Source organism: Spirosoma oryzae, assembly GCF_003002825.1.
In the GTDB taxonomy this organism is placed as follows: domain Bacteria; phylum Bacteroidota; class Bacteroidia; order Cytophagales; family Spirosomataceae; genus Spirosoma; species Spirosoma oryzae.
The window spans coordinates 202861-223979 of sequence record NZ_PVTE01000001.1; the positions used below are offsets into that span (position 1 = coordinate 202861).

22 protein-coding genes are annotated in these 21119 nt (G+C 53.4%); 5 read left to right on the top strand and 17 right to left on the bottom strand.

Annotation, left to right across the window (positions count from 1 at the left end; genetic code table 11):
• Window positions 1–6: 6 nt before the first annotated feature.
• Window positions 7–4962, bottom strand: coding sequence for a hypothetical protein (locus CLV58_RS00830; RefSeq protein ID WP_106135867.1), 4956 nt, complete (start codon window positions 4960–4962; stop codon window positions 7–9).
• Between the two features lie 3 nt (window positions 4963–4965).
• Window positions 4966–5535, bottom strand: a complete 570-nt coding sequence (locus tag CLV58_RS00835; protein ID WP_146141332.1) for a hypothetical protein — start codon at window positions 5533–5535, stop codon at window positions 4966–4968.
• A 493-nt stretch (window positions 5536–6028) separates the two neighbouring features.
• Between CLV58_RS00835 and CLV58_RS00840 the strand changes: the two genes are divergently transcribed.
• A complete protein-coding gene (locus tag CLV58_RS00840; RefSeq protein ID WP_146141333.1) occupies window positions 6029–7036 on the top strand; it encodes a hypothetical protein in 1008 nt (335 codons plus the stop codon).
• 59 nt (window positions 7037–7095) lie between these two features.
• Window positions 7096–7629, top strand: a complete 534-nt coding sequence (locus CLV58_RS00845; RefSeq protein WP_106135870.1) for an outer membrane beta-barrel protein — start codon at window positions 7096–7098, stop codon at window positions 7627–7629.
• 108 nt (window positions 7630–7737) lie between these two features.
• On the opposite strand, the gene CLV58_RS00850 is transcribed toward CLV58_RS00845, so the two are convergent.
• Genes CLV58_RS00850 through CLV58_RS00860 form a run of 3 tightly spaced genes read right to left on the bottom strand, consistent with a single transcriptional unit; the run spans window position 7738 to window position 11513 of the window.
• Window positions 7738–9168 carry a hypothetical protein gene (locus CLV58_RS00850; RefSeq protein ID WP_106135871.1) on the bottom strand — a complete coding sequence of 477 codons (1431 nt, stop codon included), beginning with the start codon at window positions 9166–9168 and terminating at the stop codon, window positions 7738–7740.
• Between the two features lie 3 nt (window positions 9169–9171).
• Window positions 9172–11235 (bottom strand): DUF5977 domain-containing protein, encoded by a 2064-nt coding sequence (locus CLV58_RS00855; RefSeq protein WP_106135872.1) that lies wholly within the window; start codon window positions 11233–11235, stop codon window positions 9172–9174.
• A gap of 5 nt (window positions 11236–11240) precedes the next feature.
• Entirely contained in the window at window positions 11241–11513 is a 273-nt protein-coding gene (locus CLV58_RS00860) for a hypothetical protein (RefSeq protein ID WP_106135873.1), read from the bottom strand.
• A 168-nt stretch (window positions 11514–11681) separates the two neighbouring features.
• Here CLV58_RS00860 and CLV58_RS00865 point away from each other — a divergent pair, with 168 nt between their 5' ends.
• Entirely contained in the window at window positions 11682–12170 is a 489-nt protein-coding gene (locus CLV58_RS00865; protein ID WP_106135874.1) for a hypothetical protein, read from the top strand.
• A complete protein-coding gene (locus tag CLV58_RS00870; protein WP_106135875.1) occupies window positions 12167–12418 on the top strand; it encodes a helix-turn-helix domain-containing protein in 252 nt (83 codons plus the stop codon). The genes CLV58_RS00865 and CLV58_RS00870 overlap by 4 nt, the downstream gene beginning before the upstream one ends.
• A 45-nt stretch (window positions 12419–12463) precedes the next feature.
• Here the strand turns inward: CLV58_RS00870 and CLV58_RS00875 are convergent, their stop codons facing one another.
• The 12 genes from CLV58_RS00875 to CLV58_RS00930 all read right to left on the bottom strand — a co-directional run bounded on the left by CLV58_RS00875 (window position 12464) and on the right by CLV58_RS00930 (window position 19931).
• On the bottom strand, window positions 12464–12703 hold the full coding sequence (locus CLV58_RS00875; RefSeq protein ID WP_106135876.1) for a hypothetical protein: 240 nt from the start codon (window positions 12701–12703) through the stop codon (window positions 12464–12466).
• Window positions 12704–12712: 9 nt separating this feature from the next.
• On the bottom strand, window positions 12713–13177 hold the full coding sequence (locus tag CLV58_RS00880) for a hypothetical protein (protein ID WP_106135877.1): 465 nt from the start codon (window positions 13175–13177) through the stop codon (window positions 12713–12715).
• Window positions 13174–14019: a hypothetical protein gene (locus CLV58_RS00885; protein ID WP_106135878.1), complete on the bottom strand. Its 846-nt coding sequence runs from the start codon at window positions 14017–14019 to the stop codon at window positions 13174–13176. The genes CLV58_RS00880 and CLV58_RS00885 overlap by 4 nt, the downstream gene beginning before the upstream one ends.
• A gap of 9 nt (window positions 14020–14028) precedes the next feature.
• Window positions 14029–14298 carry a hypothetical protein gene (locus CLV58_RS00890; RefSeq protein ID WP_106135879.1) on the bottom strand — a complete coding sequence of 90 codons (270 nt, stop codon included), beginning with the start codon at window positions 14296–14298 and terminating at the stop codon, window positions 14029–14031.
• A 3-nt stretch (window positions 14299–14301) separates the two neighbouring features.
• Entirely contained in the window at window positions 14302–14958 is a 657-nt protein-coding gene (locus CLV58_RS27930; protein WP_146141334.1) for a hypothetical protein, read from the bottom strand.
• Window positions 14886–15695 (bottom strand): hypothetical protein, encoded by an 810-nt coding sequence (locus tag CLV58_RS00900; protein WP_146141335.1) that lies wholly within the window; start codon window positions 15693–15695, stop codon window positions 14886–14888. Before CLV58_RS00900 ends, CLV58_RS27930 begins: the two co-directional genes overlap by 73 nt.
• A 23-nt stretch (window positions 15696–15718) precedes the next feature.
• Complete coding sequence (locus CLV58_RS00905; protein ID WP_106135882.1) at window positions 15719–16702, bottom strand: DUF6712 family protein; 984 nt, start codon at window positions 16700–16702, stop codon at window positions 15719–15721.
• A complete protein-coding gene (locus tag CLV58_RS00910) occupies window positions 16703–17971 on the bottom strand; it encodes a hypothetical protein (RefSeq protein WP_106135883.1) in 1269 nt (422 codons plus the stop codon).
• A gap of 2 nt (window positions 17972–17973) precedes the next feature.
• Window positions 17974–18267: a hypothetical protein gene (locus CLV58_RS00915; protein ID WP_106135884.1), complete on the bottom strand. Its 294-nt coding sequence runs from the start codon at window positions 18265–18267 to the stop codon at window positions 17974–17976.
• The gene (locus CLV58_RS00920) at window positions 18264–18776 is read right to left on the bottom strand and encodes a hypothetical protein (RefSeq protein ID WP_106135885.1); all 513 of its coding nucleotides are present in this window, start codon (window positions 18774–18776) and stop codon (window positions 18264–18266) included. The genes CLV58_RS00915 and CLV58_RS00920 overlap by 4 nt, the downstream gene beginning before the upstream one ends.
• Window positions 18773–19189, bottom strand: coding sequence for a hypothetical protein (locus CLV58_RS00925; protein ID WP_106135886.1), 417 nt, complete (start codon window positions 19187–19189; stop codon window positions 18773–18775). The genes CLV58_RS00920 and CLV58_RS00925 overlap by 4 nt, the downstream gene beginning before the upstream one ends.
• Window positions 19190–19487: 298 nt before the next feature.
• Complete coding sequence (locus CLV58_RS00930; RefSeq protein ID WP_106135887.1) at window positions 19488–19931, bottom strand: M15 family metallopeptidase; 444 nt, start codon at window positions 19929–19931, stop codon at window positions 19488–19490.
• A 233-nt stretch (window positions 19932–20164) separates the two neighbouring features.
• Between CLV58_RS00930 and CLV58_RS00935 the strand changes: the two genes are divergently transcribed.
• On the top strand, window positions 20165–21097 hold the full coding sequence (locus CLV58_RS00935) for a hypothetical protein (protein WP_106135888.1): 933 nt from the start codon (window positions 20165–20167) through the stop codon (window positions 21095–21097).
• Window positions 21098–21119 lie beyond the last annotated feature (22 nt).

Below are 21119 nucleotides of genomic sequence, written 5' to 3' on the forward strand. Positions count from 1 at the left end.
CAATTGTCAACCCTTACCGGCAAAGCTCGAAATCGCGCCGATAAGCGAATCCAGTCGCCCGGCTTGGTTGGTGCCGTAAACGGCTCCCTCCACACCGTTGACGGCTCCCCTCACTTGGTAAACCGCTCCCTCGACGGCGCTAATCGAACCGCGTAACCCGCCAACCTGAAACGCCATACTATCGAGCCCGTTCGCCGTCCGGGTTGCCAGCACGTCGAGCGAATAGGCCGTCTGATTGGAGAGGCTCTCGAGCGCCCGAACGAGATCGGCGTCGAGCGTCGCGAGGCTTTGCTCGGTGCGGTCGGCGAATCGGTCGAGCGTGTCGATTGTCTGCCGGTGGTTATCCGTTAGGAGCGTGATCGTTTCCCGATGGTTGTCCGTTAAGAGCGTAACGCTCTCGAACTGCTGATCGGTCAAGAGTTGAACCGTCTCTTTCTGGTTGGCCCGGGTGAGCTCAACGGTCGCTTTCTGGTTGGCCTTAACGAGGGTAACGCTCTCGAGCTGGTTTGCCTTAACGAGCGTAACGGTCTCTTTCTGGTTTTGCTTAACGAGATCGGCGCTCGCTTTGTGGTTGGTGGCGAGCGTTTTTAAGAGCTCCGTCTCCAACTCGGTAACGGCCTTAACAATCTCCTCGCTCATTCCCTCGAACCCTTTCCCGGTCTTGTTCTCGAGGCTGGTAAAGCCTTTCGTTAACGAGAGGTTGAGGAGCGTAAAGGAAAGTTTCTGTTGTGCCGAGAGAGCCTCGAGGCCCCGGCCGTTGTCGCGGTTCGATACGTTGAGGGCGGCTATTATCTCGCGGCTGCGGTCGGCGAGTGCCTGCGTCAGATCGGCCGAGAGTCGGTCGGTATTGGCCCGGGTGCGCTCGTTGATACTTAGGGCAATGAAGCCGAGCCGGAGGCCGAGCGCGTCGAATAGGCTGTCGAGTTTGGTCGTTAGGGCTTTGGTATTCTCGGCCGCGTGTTTGTCGGCGAGCGTAACGGCCTCCTCGATTTTTGCCAGTAACCGGAGTTGTTCCTTAACGGCCTCCTGAGCGGCCGCGACGGTGGCCTCGTCGTTAACGCCCCCCTCGCTCCCGGAGTTGCTGCCAGCGTCGGAGCTATACTCCGAATCGCTCTCCTTAATCGTACCATACTCGTACATACCCCGGCCCCAATAGGGAGCCGAGAACAGACCGCCGTTTTTGAACGCCGGAGGAGCCTCGAGGCTCCGGGCCGAGCGGCCCATCGCGTCGCGGTCGCCGAGAACCGAGCTCCGGCGACGGTTGGGCGTCCGGGCGTTGCGAAACATTTGCTCGATTAGCGGCCGGTTGGCCTCGGTTTGCTCCCGGCTGATAATGGCCTCGTCGCCCTCCATTTCGCCAACCTCCCGGCCGCTCTGTCGGTCGATTAGCGCGATACCGCTCTCGCCGTAGCTCGAGCCGTGTCGCCCTCCCCGGGCAATAAAGCCGCCTTTCTCAAATTGGGGTGTTGGTTGCCGCGCAATCATGGCGACCTGTATTCCGGTCATTACCGCCGACATAGCCGCGAAAACAAGGTTTACCGGCCAAATAGTCGAGGCTAGGGCTTTCAACGTCGCGAGGGCTCCCGTTATGAGGGCCGTCGCCATGTCTGCCTTTTTCTGCGCCTGCCACGCCTTGAGTTTGGCGGCTGCTTCGGCGGCCCGGGCTTTCTGATTCTCGGCCTCGATTTGCCGGTTAAGCTCCTTTTGGTTCTGAATCCGGGTTTGTTTCTCGGCCTCGACTTTCTTTAGCTTTTCGCGCTTTTCTTTCTCGGCCTCCTCGATTGCTTTATCGGCCTGCTCTTTGGCGAGCCGAATCTTTTCTTTCTGGTCCTCTTTGGCTTTGGCGAGAATCTCCTTAGCCGCTTTCTCGTCGCCTTTCTGAACGGCCTCGATTGCCTTAAGCTCGGCCTCCGACTGATCTTTGGCGAGCTCGGTTTTCGTTTTGGCCGTCTGTTTGGCGAGCTCGGTTTGGGTTTTGGCCGTCTCCTTTGCCTGTTCGATTTTGAGTTTAGCCTCATCCTCGGCGAGCTTTTTCTCGGTATCGAACTTATCCTTTGCCTCCTTGAGGAGCTGTTTTCGGGTCTCCTGGTCTACGTCCTTGCGCTTGTTAATGGCCGCGATTTCGGCGTCCCGCGTAACCTCGGCCGCGTCGATTCGCTCGTCTTTGGTCGAGGTCGCCGATTTGATAGCGGCTTTCTCGGCATCCTGAGCGGCCTGAATCGTTCGTTTAGCCTCCTCCTGAGCGGCCTCGATTGCGTCCTCGGCCGTCTGTTTGGCCGTCGCGCTCTTTTCGTCGGCCGAGGTTTTGTAGCTCTCGAGCTGGTCGGCGAGCTTCTTTTTCTCCTCGCTCGAGGAGAGGCTCCGGTATTGGCTTTCGAGGCTCGAGATTGTCGATTCGGTCGCCGATTTTATGGCCGAAACTTTGTCGTTACTCTCCTGCGTAATCCGCTGTTTTTCGAGCTCGGCGGCATCCTGCGCGGCTTTCTCGTTGGCGAGTTGTTGCTCGAGAATTGCGACTTTCTCGTCGCGAATCCGTTTAGCCTCGGCGATAGCTCGCTCGGCCCGTTGTTGCTCGAGCCCGTTCAGGAATTGTACGGCGGCTTGGGCTATCTGCCCCACGGCCTCGTACTTTTCCATGTTCTGCGAAAGCCGTTTTTGCCACGCCGACTTTTCGCCCTCGAACATTTTGGAGCCGTGTTCGATAAACGCGTTAAGGTCTCCGGCGAGGAGGCTCTTAAATGCGTTCGCGCCGTTGCTCCAAATGGCTTGTTTTTTCTGCCGGAGCTCCTCCTCGCTCTTAGCGACCTCGGCCGAGTATTTGGCTCCGGCGAGTTGGCGCTCGTTATAGTAGCGGTCGGAGATTGCCGCCAGCGCCCGGGCGAGCTGGTCCTTATCGGTTATCTCCCGAGCGGCTTTCGCTTTCTCGGCGTTCTCCTCGGCGTCGAGCCGGTTAATAGTCGCCGTAAAGTCGCGGCTCAACCGCTCGCGGTGAATCTCGTTAAGTTTGGTCGAGTTGCCTTTCGCCTGTAGCTCGCGCCAGTCGAGGAGGGCGTTATAGGCTTGCCGCTCCTGCTCAATAATGCCTTTCTCGGCCTCGAGTTGTTTAGCGAGCTCCTCCTCGGCTTTCTTGCGTTTTTTCTCGGCGAACTCTCCGGCCGTCCTCGCGATTTCTGACTCGAGCCGTTTATTGATTCCCTCGATAGTCGCGGCTTTCTCGGCCTCGCTCGCTTTGCTACGGAGTACGGCCTCGGCCTCCCGGTCGCGCTTAACCATGAGCTTAACGAACTCGCGCTGCTCCTCGTCCTTGATGCTGTTGATATGCGTCTCGGCCTCGGCCCGGGCGAGCTCCTCGAGGGCTTTCTCGTTGGCTTTCTGCGTGTCGGCGAGCTGTTTTTGGTGGGCTTTCTCCTCGGCTTTCCGGGCTTTCTCGGCCGCTTTCTCGCGGTCCTTGAGGGCTTTCTCCTGCTCTTTGGTGATTTCCTTCTGAAACTTCTCGCCCTGCTCTTTCCCGGCAAACTGAGCGGCAATACCGGCGTTCGGGTCTTTCCACGTATCGACAATCTGAGTAACGCCAACCTTTACGTTTTTCTGTATCGCGTTGAGCGCGTCAGCGCCGAGCTTTTTTGTCTCCTCCCATGTCGCTTTTGCTCCGGCAATGTTGCCTTGTGAGAGTTGCAAAGCGGCCTCGCCGAGCGAGAAAATCATTTTGCCCGTATTGAGAACCGTCTCGCTAATACCGACAACCATCGTTTTTGCAATCAGCAAAACCGTACCGACCGCTTTCCCGAGGAGCGAGAGCGCCGGGATTGCCCTACCAATCAAATCGAGGATAGCGACGAAGATCGGCCGGAGCCCGGTTCCGAGCTCAACCTTGAGGGCGTCGAACGAGTCGCCGAGGTTGCTCGATTTGCCGTCGAGCGTGTCCATCATATCGGCATTCTGACCGGCTACGCCTTTCATCTTGCCGAGGGCCGTTAAGACGCCGAGCGTTGCCTCCTCCTGACTTTGGAAAGTACTAACGACCTTATTCGTTTTCTTATCGAGAACCTCGAACCCCTCGCCGGTATTCTTAACGACGAGGTTCGCGTCCTTGAACTTGAACGCGACCTCCTCTCCGGCTTTGGAGGCTCGCATCCCGAACTCTTTTAAGCGCTCAAACTCGCCGGTTGCCGCGTCGAGCAAGCCCTCTACGAGTTGGTCGAACGTCTTACCCTGCGAGGCTGCGAGGTCCGTTAAGGCGACCATTTCGGTTTTGGTCGGTCGGAGCCCCCGGTTAACCATTTTAACGTAACCGTCCGTTATTTCATCGACCGAGAACGCCGTTTGCGCTCCGAGTTGCTTAATCGCTGCGAGTGATTCCTTAGCCGCCTTTGAGTTGCCGCCGAGTGCCGTCGTGAGCACTTTCTCGTACTTCTCAAATTTGGCGGTCGTCTCAAAGATGCTTTTGCCGATGTCGATAATATAGCCGACAACCTGCAACGCCATAAACGCCTGAAACGCGGTCGCCATGATCTTGACGCCCCCGCCGATTTTGTTCCATAGCGAGGGCTGTCCGAGGTCCTCGCCCCCTTTCTTAATGGTCGTTACCTGCTTGTTTACGTCGCTGAAATACTTCTCGGCCTCGCCGAGTCGTTTCGCGGCCGCGTTAAATTCGTCGGTGCCGGGCTTGAGCTTTTTAAGCTCCCGGTTAAGGTCCTTAACGTGGTTGTTCAGTTGGGCGTAGGTGAGCTGCGAGAGATCGACCTCTTTCTTAAGCCGGGCCGTCTCGGTGGTTACGTCCTTAAGCTCGGCCTTGTATTTTTTCCACTCCTCGGAGCCTTTGCCCGGCCCGTTGGTCTCGATTTCCTTAAGCGTCTTACGGAGCTCTTTCGCTTTGGTGTCGAGTTGGGTTAGATCGTTGGCGAGCTCGGTCGAGTCGCCCCGGAGTTTGAGCGTTGCGGTTTCGTTTAGATTTACAGCCATTGCTTACTGTTGGGAAAAGAGGAGCCTCACTCCTCGCATTGCGGTTAAAAAAGTTTGGTCGGTAAGGTCCCGAAAGAGATAGGGGAGCACGTCGGAGAGGAGCGGGTCGGAGTAAATGCCGCGATAGCCCCGGGAGATGTTGGGGAGCCGTTGGCGGTTCATTTTGATTGCCCACGCGATACGCTCGACCGTCGCCAGATCGGAGGCCGGTCGGCTTAGATTTTTGGTCGGATAGCCGGGGACGTAAGCGAACTTGTTAAGCCCTTTCTCCTCGACAAATCGCTCGATTGCTGCGAGGGGAGGGGTTCGCGTGTAGTTCATCGAACGGAGGTCGCGTAGCCGGAAATAACCGACCATTTCGAGCCGGGCCTCGACGTAACCGTTAGCCTCGGTCGCGGCCGTTCGCCGGAATGAGTTAAGCATTTCGCCGGTCAGCACGAGCCCGGCCGCTTTCGCCCGGGCAATAAAAGCGGCCTCGGCTTTGATAATGTACTGGTCGAGGATTTGGGCCGTATTGCGGTTGGTGGTTAACCACGTCGCCCGGGCCGGTCCGCCGGTGCGGTCTCCTCTCACCCCTGTCGCTGATTCCATAGCTTGTTTTTGGGCAAGCTAAACTGGGATGCAGTGTCTATAAAGGACCAAAAAGCTTGATTTGAGTTGCTATAATGCGAATGGAAGTAACCGCAGCCATGTTATATATTTCACGATTGGTGTCAAACCATATGAAATAAAAAGACCATGTATCATTCTTGGTACTATCCGTTTCGCTGATCTTGGTGATACAGATGATAAGAAAAGAAATTGTATAAAAAGAAGAATCTGTGATAAAAGTAGACATAGATATACTCGCTAATAGATTCACTTACAAAGTGTACTGGTGCGCTGAGCAGTGTATTGCTATGTTGCATGTACTTATAAGCCTCTAAGTAGATGTAGCTAGTTATTTTTTTTACTCAATTTATAATTAAAATAACAATATTATTTAATTATTAAAATGGCATTAATGTTATAGTTATGTTTGTGAACAATTACTTTAATTTTTTTCTAAAATTTTCCTTTAATTGTTATGAGACATTTTATTATAATGCTTTCTGTTTTGTTCTTAGCGTCTTGCTCTAATATGGATAATTTAGGGCCATCACAAAATAAACTTTCAGTTGATAATAAAGCAGAATTATCTATAAAAGATGGTACACTTTCTTTTGGAAGTTATGATAGTTTTCTAGCTTATCTAAAAAAGGTAGATAACCTTAAGCCTGAAGAATATATAGATTGGTCAAATAGCTTAGGCTTTGAGTCTTTATATACTAGTTATATAAATGACACTAAATCAATGGGTATTAATAATAAAAAGCTTAATAGTATAAATTCAGCACATGCCAAGCTTTCTAATAAAAAAGGATGCCTGTATATCTCAAATAGCACGTACTTCTTTTCCGAAAAAGAATTAAAAGTTATAGCTGGAGTAGGATTAGAAAAACAGGAGATGCTTGTGCATACAGATAATAAGTCTGACTATGCGAAAAAAGGTATAATGTATTCAGACGTTGTACTAGGAATAAGAGATAAGTCTAAAGATAGTCCTAATGCTAGGTATCCCGATTTTGAGATGTTTCAAGATGGGAATAGAGTAGTTATGAAAAACAAAAATACTAGTGCCGGTGGTGATAATTGTTATTTAAGAACCAAACTGATATGTAGAGGTTACAATATGTTTGTCCCTTCTCCAGGAGGTTCTGTTTGCAACAGGGATCCTTTTACGGGTGAACTCTATTGCTCGCCCGATTTTGTGATGATACGAAAAGCCACAATGCTTGTTGAAGCTGAATTTTATAAAATTTCTCTTGGAGAACGTAGAATAGTACCCCAGCGGTACGAAACGAACTGGAGTTTTAAAGTAGATGGGGTACCATACACTGGTTCTTTTGTTGAAAGTGGTACTGAGTTTTTTGATATTACTTTCTATGATGGGCCAAGTGGTAATATCACTGATTTTAATGTTCCGATCGCAGCGTATGATTACTTCGATGAAACGCTAAAATCTTCGTCTACAGCATTCTTATTTACATACTAAATACAATATTCACCCAACTTGTACGTTTATTACTTATTTGTTGGGTGAATATAATCATTATGAAATTAGCGCTCTCAATCGTAATATTGATTACATTTTCGTCAGTTTTTTGTAAAACTTATGGGCAAGACCATAGATTTCAGACAGGAATTAGCGCTAACATGCTTTCGCCTTCATCCAAGCTAGATTTTTCAGATCCATACTTTGGGGGCTCGTTAAGAGGTCGTTATTATTTTAGTGATAAGAACGATGTATATTTGAGAGCAGGGGTAGTGTCAAACAGTCTGAATAGGTCGAATACAAACAATATTATTATTTTTTCCGCTGGTGTTGAACATTTTTTCTTTAATCGTACAGCATTCACTCCTTACCTAGGTATAGGTATAAGCTTATATAAGGAGAAAAGTGTAAGTTTTAGCGATAATTTGTTGAATAGTAGCGGGGTAGATCCAAGAATAGGGCTTCAGTATAAGGTGTCAGATATTATTTCTCTAGAGTTGGATGCGAGTTACCAAATGACTGTAGGTAGTCGCTTTCAGAATACTGCCGCATACTTGGGGTTAGGTGCTAACTGGAATATGGGTAGAAAATAGTATAGAGTTTAAACGTTGTACAAAAGAGATACAACGTTTAAACCTATAACGAAGCGTAAAAAGTATATCCTGAAAAGATAAGATTTTCAAGGTATGCGAAAAAAAGTTTTAGACTCTTATGAAAAGAACCTGAGCCGGAGCTCGGACCGGGAGCGAGGCTATCACTTTTAATGGGAGGTAGTTTACCCCGTTGATGTGGACCTTTTGCGAAAAGTCGAGCGAGGCCAAATCGAACTCGTTAAGCGTCATATTCCGGGCGAGGTAAAACCAACGGCTCCGTAACTCCTCGTTTTTGGTCCAAAACGTTCGCGCTAGGCCCTTATCTCCTGTCCAGTAAAGCGAGAGAGCGCCGAGGGTGCTCGAGGCCGTAGGAGCGTCGTTATTCGCGTCGCCCCCGGTGTAGAACAGGAGCCGGGCTCCAAACTTGTTGGCCGACTGGTTGAGCGTCGCCGTAACGCCTGCCTGCTTGCACGTCGCCGTTCCGCTCGCGGCATCCATAAGGAGGGTCGAAAACTTGCTTTTGAGCGGTGCGATTCCGGTCGGCTCGGCGAGCTCGGCCGAGAGATAGTCGGCCGTAATCGGCGGCTTATCCTTAAGCAAACCGTCGTTGGAGTCGAGCTCGCTCCCGAGTTGTAATCGGCGGCTCGTCTCGGGCTGTTTGCGGTAAACCTTGAGGGCTTTCTCGCTCCAATCCTTGACGGTTGGCCGCTTGAGCATATCCGACGTAAAACCAATCGAGAGTTTCCGCTCGGCCGGGCTGAACGTAAACGAGAGGTTAAACAGCTTACGGAGCTCGAGGAAAAACTCGGCGAGCGTGAGCTCCGGTAAATGCCGCGAGATCGTAACGGCCGAGGCTCCCGGTCCGGCGTCCCGGTCGAGCGCCCGGGTATTAAACAAAATCAACTTTCGGAGCTCCGGCCGGGTCGTGAAATAGTCGCCGGTTATGGTCGTGCCGGTAACGGCCGCAATCCGGCCGAGGAGGTAATCGACAAACAAAAACGGCACTTTCGGCCCGGTGGCCGAGTAGGCTCCCGACGCGAAATCGTTCATTTTGCCCGAGTAGCTGACCTCGGCCCCGTTGGAGCCGTAATAGTCCGGGTTTACAATTGTGGGAAAGCAGACGGCCGGAGCGTTGCCCGAGTTCACAAGCTTAACGAGCGGATTCGGGAGGGCAAGCGAGCCGAAATCTATCTCGCTCAACGGCTTATACTGATGCGCCCCGAAAAACTCGCCTAGGGCTTGCACAACTGTAAACGAATACTCCGAACCGGCCTCGGTCAGAACGGCCGCTCCGGTCTGCAATAGTTGCCCGTTGTAATATTTCTCGCACATATAGCGAAACGAAACCGCGTCGTTTTGCAGTAGATCGGGATAGCCCAAAATTGCCCGGTTCCGGGCCGAGGCCGGGAGGTTGGGAATCGTTACTTTGCTCGAGAGAATATCGTCGTAAACGAGGTAAGGGCTCACGAGCTCGAGCTCAATCTTTGCCCCGGGCGAGAGATCAACGATTCGCCCGTTCATGCGGATTTGTAGCGACATAGCTTAACGGGTGGTTACGAGAAAGTAATATTTGTCTCCGGCCGAGGGTGTGACCGGGAAAGCGAAGTACTCCGAGCCCTCGAGGTTGAACGCAAAATCGAGGTTCATAACCGAGACGCCGTTCCGCCAAATCTTGACGTTACCGAGGCCCGATACCGGCCCGTAAACCATAAATCGCCAATCGGCCGTTTTCGGCGGGAAATCGAGATCGTTCGAGCCAACCGGAAACACGTAAGGCCGGTCGGTGCCTTGTACGGTCCAAATATTGCCGAGGTCCGGCTCGACTCCTCCGCTCTGGTTGGGCGTTCCGGTCGCCGGGTCTCCTCCCCAAAAATGGAGCGCGACGCGGCTCGGGTCGGCGGCTCGGTAGTGCCATAAACCGGCCGGGATTGCCACGTTATAAAGCTCGGGTTGTACGGTGCACGTCCCGTTAAGGTTGGCGAACTCCTGCGTATTGCTCGCCCGGTATTGAGCCTCGGCGAGCTCGTCGCCGTCGCCCGGCCGCTCTCCTCCGTAGGTTCCGGCCGGTATCGAGACAATCGCCGGACCGCCGACTCCGGCTCCGCAATTGGTGCGGGTGTAGGAGGTCGGCCGGGAAATAGCCGCGTTGGGGTAGGGCGTCGAACCGGCAACCCCGCCCGGGATAACCGCGTCGGCGATAAAATCCGGGTCACCCTGAACGTTGGGCTTTTCAGTCCTCGGCTTGTAGGGCGTTTTGTCGTCGAGGTAGTATCGTTGGAGCCGGAGCGGTCGCCCCCGGCCGGTTCGTTTGCCGTTGGCGTCGAGCGTCTGAACGATACCCACGCCCCGCCAGCCCGTCGCCCGGGCGCTCGTGACCGGCGCGGCCGGGAGATCGGAGTAACTCGTCTCGAGCTCGGTTTGTCGAAAGATGAATGTTCGGCTTACGAGGCCGCTCGCGTCCTCGGCATCAATCAGGCTGTTTGTAACGAGCTCTAACGGAATGTGTCCCTTATCGGTAATCAGATAGACCGACTCGGCGAGCATGAGCTCGTCAAAGGTTCGGAGCGTTTGCCGGGCGTTACGCTCGAGCCAACCCGTCGAAATTTGGAGTTGTCGCTCGCCCTCGAGGTAAACCAGTTTTGCGCTCGAGAAATCGGCCCCGGCTCCGAACGGTCGCTCGACCTCGGCCGAGGTCCGGCTCGTTTTGAGCGTCTCGAAACCCTCGCCGAGGAGTCGAATCGTGTCCCAACCGCCGAGGCTGTTACAAAACAGGATTTGCCGCTCCTGCCTGCGGTATTGCGTATCGAGCCGATAGAGCCGCGTTTCGGAAAGTCGGTATTGGTTGCCGTCTGAGAGCCAAACCTCGTAACTGATAACCGGCTTGCCGAGCGTATCGAGGCCGAGGGCTTTCGGGCCGACCGGCATACAAACGACCTGATACAAACCGACGCCCGTTAAGCTCCCCCGGTCGAGGACCTCGCTCGTGCCGTCTGCGTAGTTTACCTCGACGCGCCGGACAACCTGCGCCGGGTTGGGCGTCTGGTTAAGCAGAAAGTAAAGATACTCCTCCGAGCTCGCGCCGACTGTCTTTCCGTCTGGTTGCCACGTCAGCCACGAGCGCGTAAACCACTGATCGAAAAAGCGGGAGCCCCAACCGGCGAAATCAGCCTCCGAAAGCCCGGCTTTGATAAGCCACTGTTTCGGCCGGGTTACGTTGGTGCCGGGAATCAAAACGCCGTTGTTCTGAATCGACTCGGCGAGCTGGAACGGCATCGTTAAGGAGGCAATCACCGAAAGGCCGGTTTGGGCGAAATCGGGCTTTTGCCGTTCGAGGACCTCGTTAAGGAGTTCATCAATCCGAAAGTAAGCGCCCTCGTAAACGCTCGCCGAGCCGTTGGCGAGCGGTGGTTTCTCGCTCCCGGGCATCGTTAGCAGTTTGGCGAACGTCGGCGAGAGTGGAAAGCTCGGGATTGAAATGTCGAGGAAATACCGGAGCCCGGTTCGGTCGGCGAGGCTCGGGTCGGCCGGTTCGATAATGGGCTCGATACGGTTCCGGCTGAGGAGGAGCGGGAGGAAAACAACGTCGGCTTTTAGTGCGTCAATCATAGGGGTTAGTAAGCGAGCTCGCTTTCGTCTATGTGGTGGGAGATTCGGTAAATACCGTCGCGAACCGGCTCGAGCTCGAAACAGATCGGGAGGTTACGGCGAACGGCGAGGTAGTTAAACCGCTCCTCGACCTCCGTAGCTCGCTCGGGTGAGTCGAGGGCAATCTCAACAACCGGGAGGCCGCTCTCGAGTCGTTTAAACGTTTGGTCGAGGAGCTCGAAATAATTAAACCGGAGGGCCGCGAAATCAATCGGCGGGAGGGGAGTCGTAACGGGCATATCGCTAAGTTTTGCGAAAGCTCGCCCGGCGACCGGCCTTGGGAAAGGACTGAATTGAAGAGTTTGGCTTAGTAGTAGACAGTTTAATTATTTAATGTAAAACATTAAATAATAATTGTTTTGTATTAATTTATGACTACGTTTGCTCCACACTAAATTACTTGCACCATGAAAATAATAAACGTCCTATTTTGGGGAGTCTCTATTCTTATCGGGCTTGAGTGCCTGTTATTCACTTATCGGGGTGTATCCATCATTGGAGAGTATTCAGGTGTACTTAGGTGGATGTGGGTATTTAAAATAGCTACATACATGGGCATCGTAGCTATTGGCTTCTTAGTATTCAGGATGAAGAAAACGTTTAACAAGCGTGGTTTCCTAGAGTTGACGAGTGTCAAACAACTTCGTTCTGTTGGTCTGCTGGCTCTTGTCGTTGCCATGCTTAACTCATTTGCCAATGCAGGTATGGACACTTGGCACTACTATAAAAAAGAGGTGAGTTTTCAAGAAGCACAAGGACAATTTACCCTGTACCTGTTTGAGCATATATTCGATCATTCACTGATCATCTACGTGCTCGTTCTGTCAATCTTGATGTTGAGCTACTTTGCGCAAAATGCCATCGCAGTAAAGCGGGAAAACGAAGCGTTTATATGAATGGAGCTATTATTGTGAATTTAGATGTAATGATGGCCCGAAGAAAGATGTCCCTTAACGAGTTGTCTCAGCGGGTCGGTATATCTAACGTCAATCTATCGGTGCTTAAAACTGGTAAAGCAAAAGGGGTGCGTTTTGACACACTAGCGGCTATCTGTAAGGTGTTGCAATGTCAACCAGGTGACATATTGGAATATGCAGATACTACGTCAGAGGAGGAGATTCCTCTCTTAGTTGAGAATGACTAAAAGTAATGAGCCTCAACCGATCTGGTTGAGGCTCATTACTTTTAGTCATTTATACTTTTTGCGGGTTAGGTAAGGATTTTCCCGGAGGTAGTTCTCGACCTCCTTTTTAGCCAGAAAGCGACGGGTTTTCTCGGGCTTGAGCACGACTAAATTTTGGTAAACCGAGAGCCGTACGAGGCCGGTCTTAACGAGCGCCGTTCTAGGATTTGAGAACAGATAGCGGATAAAAACAAGCGGCCCGGCGAGTAACCAGACGGCCCAAAACAGGAGTTTACGGCGTAGCATAGTGGTAAGTTACGAGTAAATAACGGGATTGATTGGCAACGCAAACCGGACCTTTGCCTCGTAGCCGTAACAGGCATCGGCAACGAGCCACGAGACCGGCTCGAGCATCAGCGACCGGCCCTCCTCGAAAAGGATTTGTTCGCCGTCATTGGCCCGGAGCTGTTTGTAAATCTCGGTTGCGAGCCGCTCGGCCTCGTCGTACGTCGCGTCCTCGTCGGCATAGTTGCCGAGCCCGGAGCAATAACAAAAAACGTAGAACGTAACGTCGAACCAGCCGAGCGTTTGTTCGGCTCCGTTGTCGCTTAAGCGGCATTTCGGCCGGAGGCAAAAGACGCCCGGGTAAACGTCCTCCGAGCGACTGTCGGCGAGAAACCGTTCCATTCGGTCGCCGTCCGACAATACGGCGTAATTGATGCCGGGAACGGTTTTCGCGAGCGGGATAAAATAGTCTTTAAACTGCTTGGTTACGTTCATTGGTTGGCGGCTTTATTACGTTCGTATTCGGCGAGTAGGTCCTTACGGTGCTCCTCGAGATAGAGTAGAACCTCGTGCACGTTAGCCGCTTTGGTGCCGCTCATGTTGCCGAAAATATGCTTTTCGGCCAGTAGGTGCGCGTTCTTAACGAGGCCCTGCGCCGGGTACTCCTCGGGCTCGCCGTCGCCGTCGCCGAAAATGGCATATTGGCCGAGGAGCGTTTTCATATTTCCGGCGAAAAACAGCAGGACCGCGAGCTTATCGGCCTCGGCGAGTTCGTTAACGAGAGCCGCTCGCTCGCGGGCGATATACTCGTTATAGAGCTCGCGCTCGTCGCCGTTCCAATCGGCCGGCCGATTGCCGGGAGCGGCCGGTCGGCATAGCGTCGCAACCAATAAATTAAGCCGCTCGTTACCGGGTACGAGTTGCCGGATATAGGCGAGAAAATGGATATACGCGTCGGTGAGCTCGCCGAAACTCATCGTTAAGAAACCCGTCTCCGGGAGGAGGTAATCGACGCCGTTAACGGAGATCGAGCCGAACGGCCGCTCGTGAATCGGCTCCGATTCCATCCAGCCGAGGAGCCGGTAAAGGTCGCGCAAAACGATAGCGTTGGCGGTCCGGGCTTTCTTGCCGACTTGGTTTCCGAAATGCTTTCGCATGAGGAGTTTCCAAACGCGTGGTTTGGCGTTCAACGCGAGCCGGATTATCTCGAGGTAGCTATCGCCGGTCGCCGGAGTGAAATAAACCAGTTGGAGGAGTTGGGCCAACCGTTCGGGAGGAACGTCGGCCCAACGCTCGGGCAACTGGTACGCGGTATTGTCGAGGTGAATCGTTCGCATTGCTCCGGCTTAGATGCTGTCGAGGGCTTTCTTTTGGGCGAGCGCCTTAAAATCGACGGTTAGTTGAGCGATAACGGCCGCGACAATCCCCTCGATTAACGAGCTCGTCTCGGCGACGGTCTTAAGGAACGCCGGGAGCTCGATTCCCTGAGCCTCGAGGCCCATTAGAAAGGCCGAGAAAAGCCCGAGGATAACTCCGGCGTTCCGAATCAGTGAGAACAGTTTCGGCGTCGGAGCCGAGAATCGCTCGAGGAGCGAAAGGTCGTTTTGGTTGTGCATTGTCTACTGTTTAAAGTGGTCCGTCATTACGGTTTGCAGCGTTGGGCTAATCCAGTTCGCAATGAGCTTTATATCCGAGACGCGTCGCCGGTTGATGTAGCAGCCGCCCCGGGTGCCTTTCCCCCCGGTGGTGTTGAAACCGAGTAATAAAACATACTCGGCGTCCGGGTCGAATCGGTCCTGAGCGAGGCCCTCGATATGGCTCCCGAAAATCGAAACGGCGTCCATTCGTTGCGGTGCGATTCCGCTCCGTTGGTTGCCTCGTCGGTTGCGTCGGTAGATTATCCGCTTACTGTCCGAAAAGTAGCTCGAAACCATTCCAGCCGCCCGGACCGGAATCCATAGGCCGTTTACGCGGTGGCAGTAGTTGAAACCCGAGGCACAATAGAACGCCCGGTCGGGCAAGCCGTTATACTTGTTGATTTTGGAAATCCACGGCGCATCATTGTGGTTAGTACGCTCAGTTTTGCCGACATAACTCGCGGCCGTGTCGTAAATGGCTTGCCGGAGGATTGTCTCGTCAAACGAGATCGGCCGGGCCGGAGCCGGTTTATCTCGTTTGACCGGGTCACGCCTGACGGATTGCGCTACGGCTTGACTAAATGCGATAGAGCCGAGTGTAAGAGAAATAACGAGATGAAAACAACGGTTAAAACGCATCGCTGAAAAGGGGTTAATTCTTCGTGAAACTCGGTAAACAGACTCTTACGGTTTTTGCCGAACGGGAGCACGTAAAGCAGAATAAAGGGCGCGAAAATCGCCAGTTTCGCCAGCGCGAGCGGGAGGTCGAAAAACTCGACAAACTTCTCGAGGTAAAACTTTTGGATGCTCGTCGCGTCGTAGGGTTGCGTTTGGAGCTCGGCCGGTAGGTCCTTGTTCTTCTCGGTTAACGCGGCTCCCGAGGAGAAAAACAGCCCGTAAGAGACGTACAGAATCAGCGAGAGAAAGCCGATTTGCAGCGCGAGAACGAATCGGCTCGAGCTCGTCGCTTTGGCCGGTTTGGGCTCGGCTTGCTCGAGCTCTTTCGGAATCTCGAGGCCGAGCTCCTGAGCGAGGGCGAGCGCGTTCGCGTCGGCCTCGAGCGCCCAACGGATATAGGTCTTTTTCGAGGGCTCGTCGGTCTCGCTCGCGGCCGTCGCCCGGAAGTTTTTAGCCTCCTCCCGGTAGGCGTTGTATTGTGCGAGCTTACGCTCGTACTCGGCCTCCTGAGCGGCCCGGCGTTTGTCCTCGAGCTCGGTTCGCTTTTTGGCGAGAGCCTCGGTCTCGCGCTCGAGCTCGGCCTCCTCCGAGTCGTACTCGCTCGCGACGGTCTCGGCGACGGCCTCCGGCTCGGGCTCATTCTTTACGATTTTCATAGGAGCCCGGCGCGGGTCCTGAGCGTGTCGATTGTGTTGCATAGTCATTGCGTTGTTTACTGGTTTTAAAGGATTATTAAGTCGGAGTTGGTGAAATCGGGCTCGGCCTGCGGGTCGCTCTGGTTGGCCGCGTAGTAGCCCGGGAAAAGGCTCGGGCTCGCCGTTTTGTCGAGGTAGTTTTTCGCCCGGGCGAGGTAGGTCGAGGCATCGGCGAGGAACTGTCGCCGGAGGCTGTCCCGGGTTCCGGCTCCGGGCGCGACCTGTTCAATCGTGCCGTCTTTGGAGCGTTGCTCGGAGATGCCGCTCGGCGAGACGTTAAGCGGGAGGTACGGGAGGGCCTCGAAAATTGCCGCGTGAGCGAGCGCCGGGAGGAGCTCGTTAAGGAGAGCTTTCTCGGCAACGGTGAGCGTTAACGGGAGGCCGCTCGGGTCTCGGTATTTAGCTTTCAGATCGGCGAAAACCGAATCGCCCAGGAGGGGTAATAGATAGAGCGTCTCGGCCCGTTCGACGTAGGTTACGAGGCCGGAGAAAAAGCGGGTGTTTTTGCCCATACTCGGCACGTACCGAGCGAGCTCCCACGCCGAGCGGATAAAGACGCGGTTCCGCTCTTTGTAAGCCTCGGAGCCGGTCCAACTCGCCGGGCGAATCCGCTCGAGCTCGCCGAAAAAATCCTCGAGGCTCCGGTCAACCATCGCGAGATTAGCCTCGCGGGAGTCGAGGTATTCCCATTTTGTAACCGGCGTCGTGTTGTTGGGGTTGGCCTTTGTCATACCCAAATCGCCAACCCGTAGTTTGAGGTGCGGGAACGCCAGATCGTAAGCGTACCAACTTACGCAAGCCTGAGCGAGCTCGAGGAGCTCGGCCTCGGCTCCGGCTCCGACCGGGAGGTTGGCGAGGTCCTCGAGGTGTTCGAGGAGATCGGCTCCGACCTCCCGGCGAAACCAACGGAGACCGCTCTTAACGAACGGCTCGACGGTCGCCAAACTAAGTTTTGCCTGTACTGCGCCGAGCTCGCGCTTGAGGGTTTCGACGGTAACGAGTTCGACCATTTAGTTTTGATTGACAACGGCCGCTTTCCCGTTGGGGTTAGCGTCGAGGGTGGTTAATTGAACGCCGGTAAAGGCCGGAATTACGTCGGTGTAGCCCATCAGCCGGAGCGCGTGAACGACCGGCGTTAGTACTATCTGACGGTGTACGGGTGTGCGGAAATGTTGCTGATAGTCGGCAACGACGCGAATCTGAGCGCCGGAATCGCCGGATTTCGAGCCGGGCGTTACCCCGCCGAGGACCGGCAAAATGCCGACGCCGTTCGTAATGCTTACGTTTGCCATCTCCCAGACTTTCGAGTAAGCGTCGTCGCTCATTTCGTTCTTCAGCGAAACCACGTCGATACTGTCGAGGGCTTTCCCATCCTCGCCCCGGAGGTAGCGCGTTAAGAGGCTCTTGTTAACGTTATCGACGCCGGAAAGCCATTGCTTAAGGTTCTCGCCGAACGCGGCCCATTTCCCGGCGACGGCTTTCGCGTCGAGCTCCTTACTCCCGTCCTTATCGAAGTAGTCTCGCGGCATCTTGATTAAGTATTTCAAGTTGTAGCCGTTCTTAATGCCGCTCTTGTGAAAAAGCGGGATAAGGTTCGCGAGCTCAATCCAATCTTTCGAGAGCCACCACGAGGGGAAATCGTACCACGGATTCCCGGGAATGTGCTCCCGGCAATGGAGGATAGAGACAACGTTCGCTTTCGGGTCGCGCCGGTTAAAGGCCGGAATCGAGATGCTGTCGGAATCGTTAAAGGAGGTCCGGTCGCCGAAATTCGGGTTAAGGAAATACTCGCTTACGGCCTGTCCTTTGGTCGGTCGGCCGATACGGGTCGCGAACGAATCGGAGGTCTCGAGAATCGGCATACCGCCGACCGTAAACGAGAACCGGGTAAACGGGTTGGCGTTATGTACGCGCTCGTTAATCGCTGCAATAATGTAATCCTGCAATTCGGTCTCGAACTGCCAGTCGATAAGCTGACTGTCGATATACGGCTCGAGTTGCTGTTTACCGTCTGCGATAACCCGTTTAAAGAAGCCGAGCCCGGAGCCGTAAATCATATCGCGTTGAGCCTCGAGGAGGGGCTTAACCTGATTGTTTTGCTCCTTAAGCCGGTTCATCTCGTTTGGCTTGTTGTCGTTAGCCCCCCAAAAAACGTGTTTGTTGGAGCCTCCGGCGACGGCCGAAACGCCGAACGATTGGTCGCGTGAGTTGGTCAGTTGTACGACCGCCCCGTAGTTTTTGCTTTCGATAACGAAAGCCTCGTCGTTTATCCAATTCATACTTAAAAGGTGTGATTGACGCGCCGACCGTTGTACTCGAGAATCAGGTCGATAAGGACGTTAAAGGGCTCGCGGGTGGTTACGTCCTCGACTAGAAAGAGGTGGTTTCCGCTGACGTTGGCGCGGAACTTACCGGCTCCCGGCGTCGATTTCGTGGTCTTACGGCATCGCGGTTTAAAGCCGATAGAGCCGTCTTTGCGGCAATACCGGAGCGAGAACTCGTTCGGCTTGCCGTCGAGTCCTAACTCTTGGTGAATCTCGGCGAACATCGCCCGGCGCGTAATGGGTTGGCTCATCCGTTATAGCCTTCCGGCTCGGTTGATTTATGCCCAAAACTCGGCCCGGTTGAGTCTCCCGGAAAGGACCGTTTTGCGCCGGGTTGCGGCCAACGTCCGTAGTTAAAAAAGTCGCGAAAGGCTTCCATTCCGGCCGCTATGCCGAACGCTTGCTCGGCGGCTTTTCGTTGGTACTCCTGTTCGGCGTTCCAGTCGAAAAGGTCGCCAACGTGTTTTGGAATCTCGACCAAATAAACGCTTTCGTTTGGCCGCGATTGGAGCTCCCGGATAAGGCTACGCCGGTTAACGGGTCGCCCGGCATGATAGCGTAAGTAAACCGGCTCGTAGGGCTCGACGGTTTTCCGCTCCGGCATCGGAGGAGGAGTCGAGGCCGGTAAGTTGTTGGCCTTTGGGGGCTCCGGCTTAACGAACGGCGAGGCCCATTTCCCGGCGAGCATATAGCCGAGCGAGACTCCTCCCAACAAACCGGAGAAATAAAACAGCAAAACGAAACACAAATCGAAATTCATAAACCTTTGATTTTGGCGTAAATGGTTAGTGCGATAAGCCCTCGAAAAAACCAGTTCTCGAGCCGGGCTCGGCCGAGCTTTTGGGTTGTCTGGTTGAGGGTCTCGGTTGTTTTGGCGAGTGCCTGATCTTTCGCGGCCGAGCCTGCTTTGCACTCGTTAAGCTCGGTCGAGAGGCCGAGGAGCCCTCGGTCCTTGTTGGCAATGGTTGCCAGATAACCGGCCTCCCGAGCCCGGGCGAAATCGCCCTTAACGAGGTCGGCGTTTATGTGGCGAACGTTGCGGATAAACTCGGCCTCGATATAAGTTCGGCTAGTGTCGGCGGTATCGCTGGTTGATTGAGCGCATGAGCTCGAGATCGGAAAGGCGAGCGCAAGAGTCGAGAGCAATACGCTCGCGTAAACGGCTGTTTTCATGGCTTAACGAATCGGTTTTGGTGGTTTGTAAAGCGAGTCGGCCGCTCCATTTGATCGAGTCGGCGACGGCCTGTTTTTGGGAGACTAAGCGGCCGAGCGATTCCCGGTTCTCGTGGCACGTCGAGAGCTCTTTTCGGGTCGATAAGTGAAGCAGCACGACGGCGAGGAGGCAAAGGCCGAGGGTTACGGCGAGGATAATCCAACCGAGCCGCTCGGTCGGTCGGAAAGGAGGAGGGGAGAGGTTTTGTTCGTTGGTCATAGACCAAAATTCGCCCCTCCCAACCCTCCCGGAAAGGACCTACTTACCGGCGAGTTTCTTCCAGCCGGTTAGTTCAAAGTGCGGCCTATCGGGCAGGCTTTTAAAGTTGCCGCCCCACGTTATGCCGGTCGATTTGAGCACGAGCGGAGCGAACAAATCGAACCATTTGTCGGACCAATCTATCCGGCCTCCTTTTGCGAGGAAAGCCACGTCGAACGCGAGCGCCGGTTTATAGTTGTGAGCAGATTCTCCGGCCCGGGCGTTGGTGACGCGCTCGGCCGGTTCATCAATCTTGCCGTTTCCGTTGTTGTCGATTTTGTCGGTCGGTTGATTGAACAGAGCGGTTTGCTCCTCCGGGCTCCGAAAGGTGCAGGAGATAAACGGTTTGGGAGCCTCCGGGTAAGTGAGGAGGAACTCGGCCTCGGCCTTACCAAAGGCATAGGCTAAAAGCGGGTGTAAATCAGAAATCGAGCGAGGGGGCATCGTAAATAGCGGCCGCCGTAGCGGTTGGTTTGTTTACGGCGAAATAGCACTCGTCCGGAGCGGCCCGAAAGGACACAAAAAAGCCCTCCGGGAGGGAGGGCGTTTAAAGTTGTACTGACCCGTTTGTAAACAAATTATTGCCACGCTTCACATTTATGTGTACAATCGCAATGGGAAATTAGAAATTTGTAGCATTCCGACCCCAACCCTCGCATAGTTAAATCCGAACACCATTGAAAAAGACTGACCGAACCGTCCATTATTACGAACTGGCTTTAGACCACCACAACAACGGCTTAAACCAAGAGGAAAACCTTATTCAAACGTTTTCCGCAATCATCAATCAGGCTCATAAGCGTTCTCCAGAACGTTACCGAAACTTGGGAGGAAAATTCATTTTCATTCAAGGTGTAGTTATTGACTCTGCCAATAGACAAATCAAGGGTAAACTGCGCAGCGTACGTACAGACGTTAAACCCGAAATTTTGAACATGCTCACCGATGCCGCTAGAGGCATAGATACAGTTGAAGGTGAAGGGATAATGGAAACCAGTCATTTCATTATCAACTATGTTCATGCCCGGAAGCGCCCTTTACTAGCTTTTGAGTTTAATGTACAGGGGGGGCGTATTGGTGACTTACTTAATTACATAATCAAGGTAGGTAACGATCATGATCTCATACGTGATGGGAGATATATTCCAATCGGCCGAGGTTCAGTAGAGAGCATTCTGGAAAGAATCCGTAGGTGTTCGGAGATCGAAATTAAAGTCCATAAGGATGATATACATAGAGTTAAGCAATTAGATGAAGATACATTCGCCGCACTTGACAAACTCGCAACGTCTTTTCAAAGCGAATATGTAGCCGTAGATTTAAAATATGATTACAGACAGAGAGACGATACTAGAGAAGGGAATAATATAGTCGAACGTATCGTTAATGGCTTGTTAGGGCGTCCTGACTTAGCAAGCGCCTTCAAGAAGCTAACGGTAACGGCTGAAGATAGTGAAAGAGGTAATCTTTTAGATACGTTCGATTTGCTTGTCGATAAACAAAAAAGTAAACTCAAGGTTCAGCTAGTTGAAGGACACGCGGTTGTTGTTTCTGACGATATTTTTCACCAAATTGAGAAGGAAATCATTAAGAAACGACTTTTAGATTAGTCACAATGAATTGGCTGAGAGG